At 37.4% G+C, this 21342-nt stretch carries 11 protein-coding genes and 1 pseudogene; 4 read left to right on the forward strand and 8 right to left on the reverse strand.

The window, feature by feature from the left end; genetic code table 11:
- Positions 1-229 precede the first annotated feature (229 nt).
- The 7 genes from JEP36_RS15170 to JEP36_RS15195 all read right to left on the reverse strand — a co-directional run bounded on the left by JEP36_RS15170 (position 230) and on the right by JEP36_RS15195 (position 15695).
- The gene (locus tag JEP36_RS15170) at positions 230-3112 is read right to left on the reverse strand and encodes an RHS repeat domain-containing protein (RefSeq protein ID WP_198630416.1); all 2883 of its coding nucleotides are present in this window, start codon (positions 3110-3112) and stop codon (positions 230-232) included.
- Positions 3106-3396 (reverse strand): Rz1-like lysis system protein LysC, encoded by a 291-nt coding sequence (lysC, locus tag JEP36_RS17955; RefSeq protein WP_442958771.1) that lies wholly within the window; start codon positions 3394-3396, stop codon positions 3106-3108. Before lysC ends, JEP36_RS15170 begins: the two co-directional genes overlap by 7 nt.
- Positions 3326-3694: a hypothetical protein gene (locus tag JEP36_RS15175; protein WP_198630417.1), complete on the reverse strand. Its 369-nt coding sequence runs from the start codon at positions 3692-3694 to the stop codon at positions 3326-3328. Before JEP36_RS15175 ends, lysC begins: the two co-directional genes overlap by 71 nt.
- Positions 3691-4080: a M15 family metallopeptidase gene (locus JEP36_RS15180; protein ID WP_198630418.1), complete on the reverse strand. Its 390-nt coding sequence runs from the start codon at positions 4078-4080 to the stop codon at positions 3691-3693. The genes JEP36_RS15175 and JEP36_RS15180 overlap by 4 nt, the downstream gene beginning before the upstream one ends.
- On the reverse strand, positions 4077-4394 hold the full coding sequence (locus tag JEP36_RS15185) for a phage holin family protein (protein WP_109373279.1): 318 nt from the start codon (positions 4392-4394) through the stop codon (positions 4077-4079). Before JEP36_RS15185 ends, JEP36_RS15180 begins: the two co-directional genes overlap by 4 nt.
- Positions 4395-4456: 62 nt before the next feature.
- Entirely contained in the window at positions 4457-8788 is a 4332-nt protein-coding gene (locus JEP36_RS15190; protein ID WP_198630419.1) for a SpvB/TcaC N-terminal domain-containing protein, read from the reverse strand.
- 55 nt (positions 8789-8843) lie between these two features.
- Entirely contained in the window at positions 8844-15695 is a 6852-nt protein-coding gene (locus JEP36_RS15195) for a neuraminidase-like domain-containing protein (RefSeq protein ID WP_198630420.1), read from the reverse strand.
- Positions 15696-16119: 424 nt separating this feature from the next.
- Between JEP36_RS15195 and JEP36_RS15200 the strand changes: the two genes are divergently transcribed.
- Positions 16120-16992, forward strand: coding sequence for a LysR family transcriptional regulator (locus tag JEP36_RS15200; protein WP_198626462.1), 873 nt, complete (start codon positions 16120-16122; stop codon positions 16990-16992).
- 4 nt (positions 16993-16996) lie between these two features.
- Here the strand turns inward: JEP36_RS15200 and JEP36_RS15205 are convergent, their stop codons facing one another.
- A complete protein-coding gene (locus JEP36_RS15205; protein WP_198620555.1) occupies positions 16997-17458 on the reverse strand; it encodes a regulatory protein RecX in 462 nt (153 codons plus the stop codon).
- Positions 17459-17819: 361 nt separating this feature from the next.
- Between JEP36_RS15205 and JEP36_RS15210 the strand changes: the two are divergent.
- The 3 genes and pseudogenes from JEP36_RS15210 to JEP36_RS15220 all read left to right on the forward strand — a co-directional run bounded on the left by JEP36_RS15210 (position 17820) and on the right by JEP36_RS15220 (position 21102).
- A pseudogene (locus JEP36_RS15210) lies at positions 17820-18806 on the forward strand (hypothetical protein).
- The gene (locus JEP36_RS15215) at positions 18806-19948 is read left to right on the forward strand and encodes a BamA/TamA family outer membrane protein (RefSeq protein WP_198630421.1); all 1143 of its coding nucleotides are present in this window, start codon (positions 18806-18808) and stop codon (positions 19946-19948) included. The pseudogene JEP36_RS15210 and the gene JEP36_RS15215 overlap by 1 nt, the downstream one beginning before the upstream one ends.
- Positions 19948-21102 carry a DUF4056 domain-containing protein gene (locus JEP36_RS15220; RefSeq protein WP_198630422.1) on the forward strand — a complete coding sequence of 385 codons (1155 nt, stop codon included), beginning with the start codon at positions 19948-19950 and terminating at the stop codon, positions 21100-21102. Before JEP36_RS15215 ends, JEP36_RS15220 begins: the two co-directional genes overlap by 1 nt.
- The last annotated feature ends 240 nt before the right edge of the window (positions 21103-21342 follow it).

Here is a 21342-nt window from a genome sequence, read left to right on the forward strand (position 1 = left end):
GCGATTTAATTTAATATTAAAATGGGACTAACACTGTTATTTAATATTTATTAGATATACAATTTATTATGGAAATAAAAACAAATCCTCAAAACAAAATATAAATAAAATAAGTATTCAACCATATTTTGATCATTATAATTTATCAACCTTCATTAAGATAGCCTTAAAACTGTCAGAGCAATATATACATGTTGCCCTGACAAATTTTAAAACACACTATGGTAGATTAGCCTCTTGGAAGCATATTAGCGTTAATAATATAACGATGAGATGTACCAAACCTTTCTGGGTTATTCATATAAGAACTTCCTTCTGGTAAATATTGCAATGAAGTAATTTTCATCTTGTTATAAAGAGGGAATGTTACTTCACCTTCAGATGCATATAACCCGACTGAAACACCAGCATGTCCTTCATCAAGATTAAAATGCCACATAATGCTTTTACCTGACACATAGCCCATTTTAGGATCTTTTGCTGTCGACATTATCAATGAAGATTTAATATCTAAATTCATCTCTTTGGATATTGCTTCTTCTTTTCCCTCTGACTCTTTTATAAAACTAGAAAGCCATGGGTAACTATTTGATACAATGGGCGTATCTCCCCTAAATGTTTCACTTACCGTTGCTTTTTTATATCCTGACCATTCAGTATCAATCTTCCCTAATATTTTTTGCACTTCAGTCGCTTTATCATGGTCGATCTCTCTGGCAGCAGGCTTCATATTTTGACCTATTTCAGCCCATGTTTTTACAAATGTATCCATATCACTAATATTGCCAAAGTGCTCAATACCTAATTTCTGTAATGTAATCGTAAATGACGAATAATAAGGATATTCCCCACCTTGCTGTTTCCATAAAGCTGGATCTGCTTTAATTTCCCATTTCTTTTTACCTACAGCTTGAGGCTGTGCTGATGGAAATGGTGGTGGCATATTACCAGATGCGGATGGAGCTAATAGAGCACCTCCCATTATTGGTGGCGGTGCGGGTGGCGCCATAGGCGGTGCTGGTGGTGCCATAGGCGGTGCTGGTGGTGCCATAGGCGGTGCTAGTGGAATTGGCTCCCGCCCATCAGGATCATGCAAAGTCACCGGGTTATTACGCACCATGCGGTATAAATTAAGCCCATCAATCGTACCTGCCGGATCAGCACTTAACCAACGGCCAATCCACGGCTGATAATAACGATAACCGTAGTAATACATGCCTGTAGAGTCTTTTTCTTTACCTGAATAACGAATGGTTTTGTAATCAGCCTCCACTGCATTTTCGCTAGACCAAATCGCAGTTCCCCCATAAGGGTAATACTCCTCATAACTGACTAATTGCCCTTGACCATCGGTTTCTAATCCACAGTTACCCACACCGTCATCATAGCTATAACGCAGTGAATTATTTTCAATTCCTTTCGGTGTACCAATCTCCCAACACAATGCTCTGACTTTTGCACTAGTACCCGCCTTAACGCTCACTACCGCATATTTTTCCGTCACAGGATTATCATTCACTTCCCATATTTCAATATGCGGTAAATAGTGAGTAGTGACTATTTCTAAATGACCGTTAGCAGTTTTACGCCCACGTATTTTCGTCATACGTTGGCTCGCACTGTTATATTGATAGGTTTCCCCTTCATAAAAGTGTCCACCTTCACTGATATCATTTGTCGCTTTCAGATGATTACGGCTATCCCAAATAATGGCATCGCCATTTAACAGCTTGATTAAATTACCACTCTCATCAAAATAGCTATCTACGTTTTGAGGTTCTGAACACTGTGACTTTAATAAGGCGCGATTAGTTTTATTAGATACGGTAATATCTTGGGTAAAATTTTGTTGCGCAATAGCGGAGTTATGGCGAATTTGCGTTAAATTACCACCTCTGTCATAAGCGTATAAACGGGTATAATTGGTATAGCTTTGTGCATCTTTCACTAACGTGGTAATAGTTTGAGATTGCATAGATGCGGGTGTTTGCTGATTGGCAGATTCACGACCTGTTGCACTCACTAATTGATACAGAGAGTCATACACATAACGATTTTCAGGCACGATTTTCTGATTACGCCAGTAGCGAGTCGCTTCAGCATCATTTTTCAGACAAATAATATTGCCGACAGGATCGTACTCATAACGCAGATCTTGCATGATCTTCGCACCCAAAACATGCCCTTGAGGACGCTGGGTTTTGACATGCAACAAACGTTGGGTTTCAGGCTCGTATTCATAAGTGGTAACTAATCCATTACCGTTCTCTTCACGCAGTTTTTGCCCCGCTGCTGAATAAGAAAGTGAACGCAAAATAGTTTGTTCAGATTGCCCTTTTAAGGTCAACCAAGATTGCTTAACAAAGCCTGCAATATCATAGGCGATACGGCGTTTATTCCCCCTTGCATCCGTCTCTTCTAATACCGCCCCTGTTGCATCATAAGTATATTGAGTGGTAAATTTTTCAGCTCGCTCAATACTCGCTTCTTCATTATTTGAATCCCAGTTAATATAACTACCGTAATATAATTGTTGCGTTTCGGATAACACAGCTCCTAATAATGAAAAGCTATCGACTGTTTTTTTTCCTGCGGTATCATAATGTTCAATACATTTTCCTACCTGATTTTGTGCGATACCTTCATCTGATCCTTGTCCCCATTTAAATTTTTGTACTACGGCAATACTGCTTTCACCCAGTGTTCCTTCTTTGACTTGTTCTAAATAGCGCTCAAAGCGTTGATCTGAATATTCATAAGTTGTAACAGTACCTTTACCATTAATCTGTTGTGCAACAGTGCCTTCAATATCATTGAGATTAACGTGATTGCCATTATCAACACCTTGTGAAAGTGACAATGCGCCACCTAAACTGATTGTTTGCTGAATATTGGGTTGAATAGAGGCGTCTGATTGTTGTGTTTTATACAATCTTGCATCAATACTGCGTTCTAAATAACCGCGCGCATGATAATGGTGACGCGTAATACGCTCATCGGTTTTATTAATTGTGTCAGGATGACGGCAATAATTAATTTCACGGATTGTTGATCCGCGATTATCAAGCACCACCACGGTTGGGGTTCTTGTGTATAATTGTTGGTTTAACATCTTTTTAATTCCTTAATTTGCTTTCTTTTATAAATTAGCTCGTAAGCACTGAACTGACTTTTGGTTGCTAATATTTCTGCGATCGCTTTTTTATCAGTATTACATTTCTCTAATATCAACAATAACCGCGCTACATAATCGGGATAATCTCCCCACACTTGCACATTAAAAAATGGCGCAGAACACGGCTGTAGTAAGTGTGTTGGTACAAACTTATTGGGCACTTCCACGATGGTTGATGGTGCTTTGTTGCAGCTGGATAACAGCACTAGGCACAGACTCATTAGCACAAGGCGTATGTGCCATAAGTTGGCGTAGCTCTTGGCGTATAACATGATTTTCTTCCTCTAAATAACGTTGTTCCTCTTGTTGGTGCGTGAGTGTTTCAGAGACTTTTTCTGCTTGTTCATGCCACTGCAATAACTGTAATTGCAGTGTGCGTTGCTGATATTCAAGCTGACTATTTTGTTCCGATAACTGATTAATTCGATTGTGTTGATAACGGATCACCAACAATGTGACGACAATAATCAGCAACACCCCGCCTTTCACGCCTAGGCGTAAAAAAGCGGCAATATTCATGGGTATACCTCTCGACAAAGCTCGTAATGAGGCCCATCACGAAACGACACCCAATCACCTCCCCAATTAATTGAAATACCTAATTGTTCAGCAGCTTTCTTCATCGCTTTTGCTACTGATCCAAACGCTGACCAATCTTGCCAAGGAATAACACCATTCACTAACGGAACAATATCCACTGCATGCCCAGTTAAATGACGACTATTGAGCGTTTTGCTTTTACCTTCTTTCATTAACTCTTTTTGTCGAATCAATGAACGCACACCTTCAATAACGACAAAATCATACTCACTGAATGTCAGAGCCAGATAAACAACGCGGACTAAATCTTGATGTACGTCGTTTAGGTTGTTTTGGCTACGTTGACTTAATGTATAGGTATTCATTTAGGCTCCTTAAGGTTATTCATGCCAAAAATACGATTCCATAGCCAAATCAACGTCGTGCTCCCCATTGATCCAAAAAGCCCTGCAATCATGTAAGACATATAGCGACTTGCACCACTTTCAAAACTTAATAATCCGCCTAATAATCCTGTAAACACTGAAATCACGATCTGGCTACCAATGCCACACCAAGACCACTTAATTTGTTTTTGTCTAATTTCCATTAAATACCTCACGATACCTCCCCAGGCTGAAAATCCACCGATAATCATCCAAGCCAGCGCATCGCTTTCAGATGGGATTGCTACCAGCATAATAAAATTCCTAAATAGAGCGGATTAAACGACATTGTTAATTAATCCGCGTAATAAATAACCTACACTAAGGTGTCATTTTCATCTTCCTGAACCACAAACCACGGCGTCATTATCGTATGACGGCGATATTGTTTTGCAGTAATCACTTGATATAAATGACCTAATGCATCGTAATAATGGGTATCCGCAAAACGATTAGGTTGAGATGAACTTTCCGAAACATAACGCCAATCATTCAGAAAATAAGGCTGATAAACGCGCTTTACATTCCCTTTGTTGTCATATTCGGTTTCACCTGAAATTGCCCAACGTGTTGTGGTACTTTTTTGTTGTGCCTGTTGTGCACGATCAACCACTAACTCACCTTTTTCACTACGCAAAAAGGACTCACCCGCTTCCACTCTGACAGAAGTTTGCAGTAGGCGTCCCAAACCATCGCTAAAGGCGATTTGTTGGCGAATTTGCTGTTGTGGATCGCTGTCATAACGGTCTGTCATGATTTGCAGCGCGTGAGGTGGCATTTTTGAGGATGCTGACATCCAACTGTCAGTCACATATACAGAACCAGAAGCAATAGGCAGTGTTGATGTCAATGCTAACGCTTCATCAACATTCGTTGGCATCACAAAAGATTTATCGCTATAACCACTTTGTTTACCGTTTTCAGTGCCTGAAAAACGGGTTGTAGTGACTCGTCCAAAACCATCAAAGGTCACCTGATGAATATTTTTGTTTTCATCAGTAATAGAGTTAGGTGATAAAAAACGCCAATCATAAGTAAGATGGAAATCTTGTGTATTTAAAGGTGACTCTTTCCCCATTAACACACAGAATTGCTTATCCCATAACAGTATATAATCGCAAGAAAGCTCAGATTTTTTATACACTAAAGGCTTATAAAATTGTGCTAATGAACCATAGGCTTTGATACCTAATAACGGTTTTACCCACAGTTTTTTGCCTTTTTCTGATGTGTCTGCAAATAAGTAATCTTTTTGCTGATAACCCGCATTTTTCATCACTTCATCCAGTTTTAAATCTGGATAAGGTTGTGAAATGATTTTGGCGGTTTCTTCGTCTAATTCTGCGGTTTCGCTATACGCTAAACGCACAGGGAAATCGGGTTCTGCTAATGTCGCATTACCACTCGCATCCAGATAAGCAAGCTGTTGTTGCCCAGCAAATACCGAAGCTGATTTTTGCGTGAGCAAATTATTACTCGCTAATAAGGCTTCGACATTCAGGCCTTCTTTCGGCTGTTTTTCCGCACCGAATGTCCAACGATCTTGGCGACTGGCGTTGGTGATCGCGAGCTGATAAACCTGTTTTTCAGGATGAACAATATGATGGCAAGTCTGACGCGATAAACCTAAACGCAATGTATGTTGTTGCTCATCATAACTTGATGCCCATAACGTTTCAGGCAAGCTTTCATAATGCTGATAAGGATTTTTTGCACCTTTAGCGCGTCTTGGATAATCAATTGCAACCGCTTTGGTCACAACACCATAGGCGTCTTGCTCTAATGTGATTTGTTGATGACAAGACGGATCAGCTGCAATTCGTTCATAATGGTATGTACGACTTTCCACCACTGAAGGCATCACCACGGGTGAGCGCCCTTGCGCTTCAATTAAACGCACTTGCGGGCGTTGTTCCGTAACGGTATAAGGCACATCAGATACAACGATATTGTCTAATCCATAGACCTCTTTTCTGAACAGTTGACCTTGCAGTCCACGCTCAAGCCAATAGGCGTGTTCTTGACGCACTGTGTTATCACACGCCTTTTCGTCGCTCCCTTCATCTTGGGTAAAGCGTGGTGAGAAGTGAGGAAATGCCACATTATCGCCTTGCCAAAACTCATTAAAAAACTGGTTATCAACTAAGGATTTACCCGTTAAAAACCACTGACGCGTTAACACACTTGGCGTTTTATCCGTGGTGTTTTCTTCACTTTTAAATAACTCGGCATTAGTGGCTTCAACACAGCCAAAACCACGAAACTCTTTTTCTTTACCATCCCAAACACCATGACGATAATTTAGAGTCTGTGTGAAACGGCTTTGGGTAATTTCATCCACCGTTTCAGTTTTCCAAAGCGTATGCAACGCGAAAGGTAAGTGGCTAACCGCTTTAGCTTCATTTTGTTGTTGGCGAGTTGATTTTTCATCTAACCAATATTGCGCCGAACTACGGTAATGCAAATTCTGAATAAGCCCCATATTGTTATTAATGGACGTTAATAACCACGGCTTTTTATTTTGTAACGAAAGCACCCAATGCTGTGGTACAGGATACAATTTCGTCAATAAAATACTGGCCACACCAAGACCTTGCACATCCGCCACTTGCAGTTGGCAATGATTATCAAAACGCACATCTTTAGGTAATGCGATATCATCACCACGTACAAATTGATTGCCACTTTGGTTAAAATACACTTCTAAGTGGGTCGATTGGGCGTAAATAATATCCGTTGTGCCACTACCATCTAAATCCGCTAAATAGAGTTGATTAGGATTAAATTTGAGACGATCCGCAGAAAAACCAGGAATAGTAATAGGTGAACTAAATTTACCCTCACCTAAATGCACCCAACAGGTTACACCTTGATAATCCACTTTAATTAGATGTTGTTGACCTGAACCCAACACGTCACTAAATGCCACTAAGGTACGTCGATTAACGTATTTAATCGGCAACGTCACCCCTTCTGTTTGCATCACCTCTTTGCTTTTTTTCCAGCCTTGCGCAGAGCCTGCATAAAGACGAATACTGCGAGGACCAATTAAAGCTAAATCAGCAAAACCACTGCCTGTTAATGAAGTAATTTCAGCGTTAGGATGAAAATATTCTATCGGTAGTGCATCAAGTGGCACAAAGTTGAGCCAATTTTCTGCCTTTGTTTCATCTTGGGTGTAATAGCCATTTACCTCACCTTGTGTGACTAACCATTCCAGTTTTCCATCACCCGTGACATCGGTCAGCATGGCTGAATTTCGCAATGACGGAATAACAGGAAGTTTTTTCGCTTTATCCCATGTTATGGCATTAGGATTTTGCTTATCTTCTTTTCTAATCGGTGCGCGATACCACCAAGCACCGCTATCTTGATAAAGTACTCCCGCAAGCCCTTCGCCAAATAGATCGACATATTGATAAGGTTGTTGTGGCGTAAATGATGCAAGTTCCTCAAGTGATTGCCACTGTGCTTGTTGAGTCGCACCGACCCTCTGCCAATCAAATTTTACTGGCGGTAATGTCACTAACGATTGAGTGTCTTTATTGTCATTAAACGCTGATTGTTGTGCTGAAACTAAAACAGTACCTGATGTTGACTCATCGTAAGTGAGCGTTAATCTGGCAACCAATTCTGGAGTTTCTGCTAGTGCGGTTTGTTTTTCTAAACTTTCAATACGGTGATACATCAGCACTTGGCGACATAAACGACGAGTACGAACTTCAAAACCGTAATGGAAAAGTGAAAAGCAGTCTTTACGCAATGCCCATGTTGAATTGCTCTGCCACTGAGGATAAGTTGCTAATGCACTACTGCGCTCACCGTAATCAAACACCAACGTAAATAACGCATTGTTAGGTAAGGTGTTATCCGTTTTCGTACATGAAAAAGCACGCTCACCGATAGAATTACCGTAATAAACCTTATCTAAATAACGTTGTGTATTGGCATTGGTATGTGATTGAATTTCTTGTTTATCGCAGCCTTGTTCGTCTTCAGGGCGATAGTGATATTCAATTTGTTCACCTGTTGCTGAAACTGAAGCATTTAGGTTCCATTGGGCGATATGCGCACTGTTTTGGCTATCTACAATCTGTGCTGTGGTTTCATAACCAAATAAATGTGCATCCCCATTTGCGCTATACATTACCCAAAATTGGGTTGGTGTATTCGCTGGTGCTTTGCTGTCATTGAGTGACCAATATTCGAAACGACTAAAGCTTTTTTCAATACGAGAACGATACGTCGTCACTTGATATTGATGAGCGAGTTTTACGCCAAGTAACTCATTACGTTGTGCTGTTTCAATTTCGCCTTTTTTATTAATCATCGGCACAATAACTTCGCCATCAGCGCCAACAAACTCATCTAATTGAGTATAAGTTGGTACACCTTTTGTCGTACGACGGCGAATCGACATCACCCCCACAGACCAACCAAAACCAAACGTGCCATTACCGGCCTGATTTTGATACGTTAAGCCTAAAGAAGGGGCATAACCACGGCCTTGGCTAATGGGCAACGGCAAGCTAAAAGTGGCTGCACCATCAGGGCCAACGGCGCCCATATTGCCGGTTAATCCTGTGACTGCACCGCCCCCTTTGGGTAAATTTGGCGCATCAAAGGTCAATTTCTCTGAATTTTGCATGTAGAACTCCTGACAGGCTCCCTAAGGAGCCTGTAATTAATTAAGATTTGGATAATTAACGAATGGTGTAATTAATGTGGAGAATGATATCGCTCAGTGTCAGTAACATCTCTTTTTGCTTATCTGTCGCATCAGGGAAGCTTAAAGTCAGTGTACTGGTGTCATTCACTGGTAAACCTTCAAATGGCAGATAACGATCATCATTGAAATTCAGTTGGAACTGACCACTGTCATTCATGCCATGAGAAATCGCAATCGCATTACAACCACGAGGTTTCACTGCACTACCGCCATAACTCAACACCGCTCTGATATTCTGATAAGCGCCAGTTAACGCAGGTAATGTCACACTAATCTGTTTAACACGACGTAATTGACCTAAATCAGCAGGGTAATCTTTGTCGATAGCTAAACCAGAGAGTTTTACAGAGGCTTGTAATTGGCCATTTTTCAACGTAACACCGTTTTCTGCCGTACCTAACTGTGTTTTTGATTTATTAATCACATCAGCGACTTGTTCAAAACCAAACTGATTGCTACTTAAGCCTTGATATACATCATTCAACGACACAATTTTGGTAATTTCCAACGCACGTTTATCTTTTTCAAGGTAACTGTTTTCCATTTGAGTCAGGTTATGCATTAGGCTTTCACCTGCCATCAAACCGGAATAGTTACCTTGCCATGCACCAGGGCGAATAAAGGTTTGTGTTTCACCTAAATCATATTGATAAGCTAATTCTGCCATACGACAACGAGAAACAGTTAAGTCGTAGAACGGTTTATAAATCGCCATCAATTTACCGCGTAACCAATTATACAGGGCTTTATTGGTAAATTTATTTTGCAAGAAAGTTAAGTGTTCTTGTGTCTGTTGCTGTTGTAACTTCAAACTATCTAGTTGCAGATTTGCCGCTTCTTTACGTATTTTCAGGGCGTCAATTTGCGCATCGATTTGTTTTAACTCCACTTTTGCGTTATCACGAGATAACGCCCACTCATCACGGCGACGGCGATAAGACTCTGACTGACTTAATCTATCTGCCGCAATACGGGTTGCAGAGCCAGACAATTGTAGACCAATCGATGTAGCATTAAAGATAGCGCCTAGACGCGAGCCACCGACCGCTAAACCGTAAATATTCGGCACTAAATCGGCAGCTGCACCAGCGATATTCAGCCCTTGGCTGGCAGTATTGAGTACCGAAGAGGCAAGATAGAGATCCATCGCTTGTTGTTCTGAGGTACTGATGTTTTCATCATACAATTTGCTATAGTGCTCAACGCGTTTTTGTGCACCCTCTCGTAACGCTTTTAATGCTTTCTCGTTATAGGTAAATTCCTCAATACTCTTTGTTTGATACTTCATATTTTGCAGAATAATTTCACTACCTTGCGTAGTGAGTAATTCTGACAATGCTTGGGCATCTTGACGTTCGGTAATGCTAGACAACGAGCTACCAAACTGCATTAACTGATTTACTACAGATTTTGCACTGTTTAACATCACAGGAAAGCGCTGTGTCGGCATCACCGCATTTGGCAATGCACTGCCACCTTGTGATTGATTAACGGCTGCATTTTGCAACGCCTTAGGATCCGCTGGTGTTGCATAAATAGGCAGTGATAGCGGTTGTCCATCAATCGATAAATTGTGACGTAAATTAAATAAACGCACTTTTAACGTGTCATGGTACTGTGCTAACTTCTCATTAATTTGTGGCAAAAACAGCGACGTTAATGAATTAGCGGTACGCGGTGATGCGGTTTCTTCGCTTTCTTCATTGATAGCACGTGTTGGTTGTTTTGTTTTTGATGCCGCTTCGGTTAATTTAGGTGCTAACCAAACGTTGTCACCTAGTAGTTCTGTTTCATCACCCAGTAATTTCAGCGCCTGCATATACCACATTTTGGCTTCATTTAAGGTATCGCGCTCTAAAACACGGTAAGCACTGTCACCACGCTCCATAAGAATATCGAGGCACTTCATAAAGGTGGCTAACTTATAATGTATTGGGTCAGTTTGTGCCACGGCATCTGGGTCGGTTGAATCCAGTTGTTCTTTATCCCACTCCGTATCGGTTAAGAGCGGTTGTGAATTCCAAACGATATCAGTATGTTGACCGCCGTCAATATAACCATTAGGACTAAACACATAACGCAACCAACGACCCGCTTCATCATAGTTTTGACCTTCTAGCATCACATTGGCGACCATCATTGGGGTGTAATAGAACAGCTCCCAAAAATAGAGTGCATTAGCACCATTAAAGTCCATGGTTTTATCAGTATTACCTTCTAATGCGGGTTCCGGTAAACGCTGAGTATCCAAAGTTAAAATGCTATCAATACCGTTATTGGCGAGTTTAACCAATTGGCGCGCAAATAAAGTATTTAAACGCACTAACATGGTTTTATCTGCCAGTTTCATAGAGAGATATTGGGCACCTTTAGTATTACGATTTAAGCTAATTACATTTTCAGTTTCATTATAGATGATTTTTTTTATCGTAAATTCAAATATTTTTTCTGATAAAACTTGATCTTTTTTATTAATAACAGAGATATTTGCATTTAATGTAATAACACCACTAGCACCAAAATCACTAATTGGAATATCAAGCTTTAGAATATCATCTTTACTAGTATGAGAATTTACATCTTCATAAAATCCATTATAATCATCACTCCAATCGCTTATTGAATAATTACTCACTCTTGAATTTGCTGATAATGAAATTTTAATATCTTTTATATGATCAGCATAATTATTGTAAAGTTGATTGAGCTTATTACACGGAACATCCTCTGCAGGAATACCAGAATCTAACGTATTAAATATTTCTTCACCACCACTAAAAAAAGCATTATACATTATTTTAGAATTTATTAAATCACTTACTTTATAATCAGTTAAAGAATAATAACCATAACTATCCTTTAATTTAAAATAAAATGAATCATAATAAACAAAATAAGCGTTAGCCATATAGTCAGATGTAGGATTGGAGTTATTAATTCCATGAGGAATATCAGTTACCAATTTTTCATTTTCTTTATCAAAAATAAAAAATAAAACATTATTAGTCTTAATACTAAAACAATAATAAGCTTCGTGATTTGTTGTTGTTACACCTCCCTGATAATATTTCTGTAAATAAAAAGGAAAAGAGCAGTAAAAAATATCTTCCAGTTCACTATTATCATTTAAATCTTGTAATATAGAACTAATAATTTCGTTTATTTTATAAGAAGCTGATAGAGTCTCTTTTATTCCACATTGTATAGATGCAGATAGGTGACTTGTTATTTTACCCTCCCCCGTATAAGTTATACTCGCATTATTTAATATAGATCCATATAATGACGCATCAGTACTATCACTTACATTTTTAATATTTACTGCATCTTTTGATATATTATAATTTGTTTTATCTCTTCTTGTATATTTATTATTGACAATTCTTTGAATACCATCATTAAATTTATCAAACTCACTTTTTACACTACTATATATTATTTTTATATTTTCACCTGGACTTCCTGAATCATAAATTGACGAAATATTCATTTCATTATTAATAGAGTAAAGATGATAATCACTATTATCACTATCATATGATGATTTCATTTTATATAAAAAAACAAATAGCTCATCTAACTCTTCATTATAAGTTAAATGAAAACTTCCTTTATTATCCTTAATCATTTCATCCTGTAATTCAAAACTAACCGGCGCACTCCAAGAACCGTCATAACGAATATGAGATAGCTTTAAACTATATTTAATTTCTTTTTCAATAGATTGTGATGCTTTATCTTTAGCAACTTCTGTTCTTTCAATCCAAGCAATATATAAACGGCTATTAAAAATAACTGGACGAATTAAATCATTATACGGATTTAAACCATTTTCAATTTTAGTCCACTCAGTCCAAGCATTAGCGGCTAATTTATCACCTTTAATTTTGCTATGATTAGCACTGCGCCAGTAATAACTCATTTGGTCAGCAGGGTTACGTCCAATAAAATAGGTTATACCATCATTTAATGTCACACTATCATGGTATCCACTTAATACTTCTAAATTAGCGATTTGCTCAAATGAAGTTAAATAGGTTTTAAAGGCATCTTCTACCGTATCGCGGTTCACACTATTTTGGCTAATGGATTGTAATAGGGTATCCATCATTTTGGTTTGCCCAATACGCATGGTTGGGTCAACATAGTTTTCAGGATAATAAACTAATTTAGAGACACCTGCCCATGTGCTATAACGTTTATTAAACTCATTCCATTGCACAAAGAAAGTACGGCCTTTCACATTCTTATCAACATCCTTTTCATCACCCGATAAGCAGTTATTAATATAAAACTGAATATTGGCAATTGCCTGTGCAATCGGCGTTGTCATAATCTCAGAAGAAACTTGATTATCAATTAATAAGTGGTGATAAACATCATCACGACCCGTTAACGATAGGTTGTTACTTTGATTGGCATAATAGTGAGTTAATACTGTTGCTTTTTTCTCATCCATTAATTGAACAAGTTGTGCTGTTTTTTCACGACTTAAACCTGCCTGAATAATTTGGCTAAGTTTATCCCAACTATCATATGTAGCAGCAACATTATTATTTTCGGTGTATTTTAACTCAATGAATAATTCAAAATCTTTCGGTGAAATACCCAGCATCTTAGATAATTCAAGATATTGAATAAGAACAGTAATATTTTGAAAATCATTTAATGCATTGGTTGGCGTTAATGCCAAAGCTTGAGTAAGCGTTGTTTCATCGATATTTAAAATAGATGCCAGTTTTTTCGCGGTTAGTGATTTATTTTCAAGGCCATTTAAGAAATCATTCGCTCTATCGCCACATTGTGAAATAAAATGATGGAATTGAGTGACATATTTTATTTTATCAATTGTTAAAATATAATCTTCTTTAGAATAAAGATAATTCAATTTAGTACTAATAAATTCCAACTCATACTTATTCAATCCCACTTTATTGGAAACCAAGGTAATTTTTTTAAGCCTGTTAAAGAATTGTGCAATATCTACTTTGTCTTGTTGAGTTAGAGTATCTTTAATAATTATTGGCAATACATCTTTTAGATATTTATTACCCACTTCTAGGTCAACCCATTGTAATATCGAATTTGCTTTTTCAATAGAATCAACACCCATCTCAGAGGCAATAAATGATGCAACAGCTGAGAATTGTGCTTCATAATCTGTCAGTGTATTTTTTAATATGACTTTTAAAGTATTAATTAACACTTCAAGTTCAGAACTAAATTCAGACTCATATTGTTGCGTACAAATTAAAAATAGTTCACTAATTGTCCATTTTTCTTTTTTGGCAAATTGCACTACATCATTAATAGTGTGAATTAAATGACCCATATCATCAGAAGTTTCATGTTTCACAATCTGTTTATTAAAAGGTGATGGTAAAATATTAATAAGCAATATTAATTCATTAACGGATAAGCCATAAATTTGAGCCAATAAATGGGTACGATAAAGTAAAGAAAGATTCGCTAATGAACACGCAAAGTTAGCATTATCCGATGCTAATTGCCATAACATCACCAGTTCAATATTATTGACATTAAAAGCACGCTTTAAGGTATTTAAACGAGTAATATCGGTAGAAGATGTTGCATTAACTAAATCAAGGGAATGATTGTCATCAATAAAAAAAGTATCATTAAGTAGTGGATGATTAAATAATTGATCAAATTGAGATGGTGTATTATCAAAAGATATTTTTGAAATTAATCCTCCATTAAGCACAATCGCTTGTTCCACGGTAATAGGGTAATTTTTCATTATTACTTGCAAGTGGAAAAAACTACTTAACGTTTCTTTATCAATATTAAACAGAGTATTTTTAGATTTAATGGCGGTAAGCACAGATAGTAGTGGCATTCCTGTGGCTTTATATAATCGAATAATTTTATTTAAATTTAATAGCTCTTTATTTGACAGTGTTTCTCTTTTATTAAATGCTTTGATAACAGATTGAGCATCTTTAATATCAATATCATAATATTCAGCGATAAAGTGAGAGTTATTCAATAATTTTTCGTTAATATTACCAAAGTTTTTCTCAAAAAGTGCATTCGTATCTTTATCAATATTTTCAGTTAAAATATTATAAAGCTCAGGGGAAATATCGGCTTGAATAGAGGCTAGTATTGCTGAGTCGAAGGTTTTAGTGATATCAGTGGCTGACATTAATCCTTCAAGGTTTTTATCTTGCAGTAAAATAGCTTGGCGAATGGTTTCATAAGGTTGGTGATAAGGTGTACCACCGGTTAAACGGTTGGTGGCTAATTCACGAAATAGATCTTTGCTACTACCTAATTTACTCTGTAATACTGTGGTTAAAATTTGATTTGATAAAGAAAGGGTAGAAACTTCTTTATCCATATTGTCTTGAGATAACACTAATTGCGCTAAATCAGGACGACGTTTATCCAAGTGATAAATTGAATTTTCTGCATGTAAGGCTTTTGCTTCACGATAAAGCTCGGTCAAATAACCAGCGGGTGAAAACATTGATGCAACAGATTTAGAATCGACATAATGGTTGTCTCTATTTGGGATCCAATCACCTAATGCACGGCTTTGTGCTGATTGTTGTTGAATACCTAACGCCACGGCATTTTGCACTTGTGGGTTATTACGTGCTAAATGATGAGCTTCATTAAGCTTATTAATTTTTGTTGCTTCTTGTGCGTGTGTATATAATATTTTTGCCTCATGCCAACTTAATTTCTCTTCGCTTAATGCACGAATTTCATGAAGTGACAATGGTGCTAATTCTTTTAATGTAATCACTTCTGAAGTAGAAGAGTTCATTTTCGTTAAAAGTGTATTAATGTTTTTCATTAAATATTTTCCTAATATAAGTTAATTTAAAATTAAGAGAATGGAATCATCGTTTCATCTCGAAAATTAAAATATCAAGAAAATAAAAATTGAAAATTGAATTTTTTATAATCTGTTATTGAGTTTTTTTATTCTTTGTCGGCTAAATGCGATTCTAAATAAGAAAAAAAAACAAGAAAAGAGATGTAAATAACAAACAAAATATGACAACATAATACAATCAATCATTTGATTTTATTTTTATCAAAAACATTCTGATTTATTATCAATTTTAGTCGGTAATGTTATTTTTTAAATTATTCGTTGTGCTTTTTTTATTTTTAGTCGCGCTAAAATGATTATTGATAAATATCAATATAAAAATTTCATTCAAGAGGATTATTCATTTTAAATATATATACAAATAAATATGGAGAACGTCTGCATGTTTTTCTCACGAAAAATAAATCAGTTCTTTGCCGTTGCGACTTGTCAAAGCCTAGTAAAAGCAGCGGAACAAATCAATGTTACCCCATCTGCACTGCGCCACGGTATTAATGAACTTGAAAGCCAAATAGGTAAGTCACTGATTAAACGCTCCAAAAACGGAATGGATCTAACCCCTGCGGGGAAAACACTCTATGAACGTTTATATCCCTATTATGAAAAAATTAGAAAAATTGAAAATCAGATAATGAATTCCAATGATGATAAAACCTCGCTCTCCATTAAATTAGATGGTCTTTATTACCCTGATCTAAAAACAAAACTGTTGGAGATCCGCCAAAAAAACAGTCAATATAGCCTATCTTTAGAAGATGGTTATATTGATGATATTAAAGAGGAACTTTTTGATAAAGAGTTTGATCTTGTGATTTCTTCTCTTGAGTTTGACTATCCACAAAAAAATATCAATGCAATTAATTTATGCACACAAAAAGTCGGATTATTGGTGAGCAAAAAACTCTTTGAACAATATCCCAATACCAAAACATTTTTTGCCAAAGAAACCTTAATACAAAGAAGTAGTACTTTGCAAAACCCCATATTTTCAACGATTTTAGACAAGCTAAAAAATCAAGGTTATCAATACCATACTTTAGGTTTAACAGAAATGGCGGATGTTTTGCACTGCGTTGATGAAGGGGCGGGTTACTGCTTTATGCCTGAAAATATTCATTATATTTCAACCATTACAAACGATGAAGTACAGTTTATTCGTTCTCCTTTTCCTTTTGATATTTTCTTACATCAAAAAGTCTATTTTAAAAAAGAGAATAATAAGAAATTAGATGATATCGCAATGACACTACGTTAATGATTTAAAACAGGGCATTAATCGTGTCAGAGGTAAATCCTCGGTATTGTAGATAACGAATGTGTTTCGCTTTCTCTTTAAAATCTTTGGGTTTACTACCACCAAATTTTTTTTCATGAACCTCTTGGCAAAGAGTATACCAATCTGTTTCATCTTCTTCGAAGAGACGTTCAATAATTTCACCGGGGAAACCTTTTACGCGTAATTCTTGACGAATACGCAAAGGACCATAAGATTTATTTAAATAACTGCGAAAGAAAGCATAAACAGTACGATTATCATCAAGATAATGATTTTCTAATAAATGTTCCATCACTTGAGGTAAGCAGGTTTCATCAGTGACAGTTTGTGCTTCTCGATCGCTTTCTCTTATTCTTCGTGCTAGGCGACGTTGTAGCTCTACTGTGCCGTAATCACGGCGAGAGAGCATAAAAATAGCGTACTGATAAAGCTCTTGATAGGTCATAACGTTCCTTTATAAAAATAATCCATACTAGATGATTATTATCATAACCGTTTATCACACGAATATCTTATTTCGATGTTTATTTAGTCAATAAAAAGAAAAATAACAAAATAAGAATAATTAAAAGAAACGTTATCATTCTTCTTTATAAAAAGATCTTCTACTTTTATTAAGATTAACTTAGAAAATATCGCGCTTTTCCCTTAATAAACCCTTAATAATCCTATAATAATACAGAATATAAGCATCTCTTACTGTATATCGCACTTATAGCTGGTGACCATTAAAAAGAAAAAGATTAAAATTTCCGGCTACTCTTTTACTTACTACTTTCTTTTTAAACATTTTCTGTGGGTTATGTATGAACTTTTCCAATTTAAATAAGGTGGTGTTAACTGCCTCTCTTCTTGCTACTAGCTTTTCTTATGCTGATAGCGATCGCCCCCTGCTCTCTTTAAGTGTGAGCCAATCCGGCGGTACTGCCTTAAATAGCGAAGGTTCGTTAGATACTCGCACCCCAGCAAGCCAATCTCGCGTTTTACCTATTTGGGGCGATGAAGCCCGCGCCCGTGGTTATGATTTACCAGAGCCTTTTGGTGCCAGCTACAGCTATATGAATCTACGCCAAGATATCATCGTAGATAAAATTGGTTTTATCATGCCTAAAAATCCATAAACAGCAGACGCGTTAAAAATAGATGCGGGTCATACGCGTGAAAAAAGTGAAACCCATATGCTAAAACTCGATAGCTGGGTATTCCCTTTTATGAACGTTTATGGCTTATATGGTCGAACTAAAGGTACATCAAAAACAATCCTGAATGGAGGTAGTTTTGCTGGTTTTCCTTTACCGTTTATAGAAGGTATGCCTTTTGATCTTGATTTTAAAGGTGATACTTATGGTGGTGGTTTTACTTTGGCGGGAGGATATAACCAATATTTCGCTACTTTCGATTTAAACTACACCAAAACTAACCTTGATATCTTAGATGGTGATATTAAAGCATTAGTGATTTCACCTCGCGTGGGTTATGAATTTGTCTTTTCACCGTTCATTGCTGGACAAGGAAATACCAAATTACAAGTGTGGACAGGTGCAATGTACCAAGATATTACCCAACGTTTTAAAGGGGATATTAATAAGTTAAACCTTCCACCAGCATTTGCAGGCTTAATCCAAGCATTAGATGATCCTGGCATGAAATTCGATGTTGAACAGCATCTTGCCCATAAATGGAGCCAAACTTTAGGTGCCCGTTTAGAATTAACGCGTAATTTTAACGTGATAACCGAATTTGGCTTTAATAATCGTAATAGCTTCTTTGTTTCTGGTGAGTTCCGTTTTTAATGGTTAAATACCCTTTTATTTTGGGGCTGGCATTTGCCAGCCTCTTTATTTCACACACAGCACAAGCACAACTCTTCCCAGATAGACAACAAATAGACCAATGGTTAGTTGGCTTAGGAGGAGAAAATAGTTTCGACCGCAGTAAAACCATTGATTGGGGAGTTTTGCCTGGACCTTTCTATACACCAGAATTAGAGTTTGGTGTAGGTATTGCGCTTGTTGGTCTTTATCAAGCAGATAGTCGCCCTGATAGCAAAATCTCGTCACTCTCTTTAAGTGGCTTTGGTTCATCAACGGGTGCTTTTGGGATGACCTTTAGCAACTACACTTATCTCGCGGATGATACTTGGCGCTTTTATCTCACTGGCTCGTTAAACAATGTGCCAACCAATTATTGGGGAGAGGGTTATCATGAAGGTCGTGTAAAAGATCATTTTGGTGAATACCGCTCTCAAGAATTGCACTTAACACCGACTTTATTGCGTCAAATCGCCCAAAACACCTATATCGGATTAGGATGGGACTATTCAAATTTACAAGCCGCAGTCCCAGACGCTCCCTTCAAAGCGTATATGGATAAACACAATTTACCTTTGCGCTCCACAAGCTCTGGGTTAAGTCTCCGCTTTACTTACGACAGCCGTGATTTTTTACCTAATGCGAGTCAAGGGCAGGCATTTGATATTAGTTATACTCACTATTCTCCTGATACAGGCAGTAATAACCGCTTTAATGCGACACAGATGCAATATAACTACTATTATCCTTTAAGTGACAGTGCGGTTTTAGCTTTTGATAATTATGCCCGCTTCACATCAGGCGATGTACCTTGGAGCCAACTTTCTAAGTTAAGTAATGGGCACCAGATGCGCGGTTATTACGAAGGGCGATATCAAGATAATCACGTCTTTTCTACGCAATTAGAATACCGCCAAAAACTCAATTGGCGCCATGGCATCGCACTTTGGATTGGTGGTGGTACGTTAAGCGATCAAGCCCGTGATTTAGGTCAAGGTCATTGGCTACCTAGTGTTGGTGTGGGTTATCGATTTGAATTTAAGCCACGCATGAATGTGCGTCTCGATTTTGGTATAGGTAAAGAAAGTACAGGATTCTATTTTCAAGTAGGTGAAGCATTTTGATGTTCAAGCGTTTTCTTTTTATTAACACCATTGCCTTCTTCTTATTTATTGCAGGTTGCACTCAAGTCACACCTGTTAATCCCATTCATGCCAATCTTGAAAGTGTCACTCATGAAGAAGCGTCACAAGCTTGGCAAACACCACCTCCTCTTACCGCGCCTAATGGATTAAGACCTTGCTGTGCTTTTGGCTATGACTTAAAAGTCAAAGCGCTCGAAATTCCTATCCCGTTTTATCGTATTGATAATGTTGTTGAAGCCTCTGCATTGGGCAATCATCGCTATAACGACAGTTTTTGGCTCGGCACCGCGGCAGTATTAGGGATTGGCAGCGAAAAATCGGGTTTAATTTACTCTCATAAGGGTGGGTTTCTTGATATTGCCCATATTCGTGACACCGCAGATTATACTTATTATCTCTTTAGTCATATCTATTCAAAATTAGGGCAAGAGTGGACGTTAACGCTAAGTAATGAGTTGGCACAACGTAAAATACACTTTAACGCCTTTACACCACCTAAAAATGAAGCACAGCGTTATACCTTAAGTGCCTATCTTGCTGCTCGATTAGGTTATCGCCTTGCAATATGGCATGAGATTGCACAGTGGTATGGTTTACGTTCGGTGCCCGGATTTCCAGAAGGAATATCCGCATTTTCACCCGAAGATCTCTACTCTAACTTGATTGGCGCTCGCCTTTCTCTCACCTTGATCCTTAATGGTCACGCCACCAGCCTTGAGCAATATAATCAATCGATGCAAGGTATTATTCCTTCTGCGCTTTATCAATTAGAGGCTCAACCTCGTCAATTAACTCAGCAATGGTTTGATGTGATTGATGGGCAATGGTGGGATAGTCAGCAACGTGTACCTGATAAATTTTTAGTTTTAATGCGTGATTATCACATTTCTGATAAACGCTATCCGGTCTTACCTTTTGAGGAAATGGCGTCGCCTCATTACCTCACATTACCTAGTGCTTATTCCGGTTACATTCTAGAACAATTAGCAGAATTTCAGCTTTGGCCAACAAATCAAATGGAAGATTTACCTCGCCCAAAAACCTATTGGCGTGAAGCGGATTTTACTGATTTAACAGAAAAAGCACGCGAAATTGATAATAAAACTAGACCAAAAACAACAAAAATTGACTAAATAACAAACAAAATTGACACATTAAAAACCCTTAATTTTGCTAAATTTTGGTTAAGTCACACCTTTTTATATAAGATAAATTAAAGTTTTCGCAAAAAAAGCACTTTTTGTTAAAGGAAAAAATCGATTATAAAACGAGGCTTTCCAGTAAACCTTATACATTTATTTAACAAACCACTCGTAGTTATCCTAATGTGAGGCGATATTTTGTAGCTATGAAAAAAGTAATTTGTTAGTATT

Origin of the sequence: Proteus sp. PR00208 (genome assembly GCF_016238545.1) — a bacterium.
GTDB lineage: Bacteria > Pseudomonadota > Gammaproteobacteria > Enterobacterales > Enterobacteriaceae > Proteus.

Coding starts and splice junctions, on each gene's coding strand:
- JEP36_RS15170 (WP_198630416.1), bottom strand. CDS start 3,112: ATGTTAAACCAACAATTATACACAAGAACCCCAACCGTGGTGGTGCTT.
- lysC (WP_442958771.1), bottom strand. CDS start 3,396: ATGAGTCTGTGCCTAGTGCTGTTATCCAGCTGCAACAAAGCACCATCA.
- JEP36_RS15175 (WP_198630417.1), bottom strand. CDS start 3,694: ATGAATATTGCCGCTTTTTTACGCCTAGGCGTGAAAGGCGGGGTGTTG.
- JEP36_RS15180 (WP_198630418.1), bottom strand. CDS start 4,080: ATGAATACCTATACATTAAGTCAACGTAGCCAAAACAACCTAAACGAC.
- JEP36_RS15185 (WP_109373279.1), bottom strand. CDS start 4,394: ATGCTGGTAGCAATCCCATCTGAAAGCGATGCGCTGGCTTGGATGATT.
- JEP36_RS15190 (WP_198630419.1), bottom strand. CDS start 8,788: ATGCAAAATTCAGAGAAATTGACCTTTGATGCGCCAAATTTACCCAAA.
- JEP36_RS15195 (WP_198630420.1), bottom strand. CDS start 15,695: ATGAAAAACATTAATACACTTTTAACGAAAATGAACTCTTCTACTTCA.
- JEP36_RS15200 (WP_198626462.1), top strand. CDS start 16,120: ATGTTTTTCTCACGAAAAATAAATCAGTTCTTTGCCGTTGCGACTTGT.
- JEP36_RS15205 (WP_198620555.1), bottom strand. CDS start 17,458: ATGACCTATCAAGAGCTTTATCAGTACGCTATTTTTATGCTCTCTCGC.
- JEP36_RS15215 (WP_198630421.1), top strand. CDS start 18,806: ATGGTTAAATACCCTTTTATTTTGGGGCTGGCATTTGCCAGCCTCTTT.
- JEP36_RS15220 (WP_198630422.1), top strand. CDS start 19,948: ATGTTCAAGCGTTTTCTTTTTATTAACACCATTGCCTTCTTCTTATTT.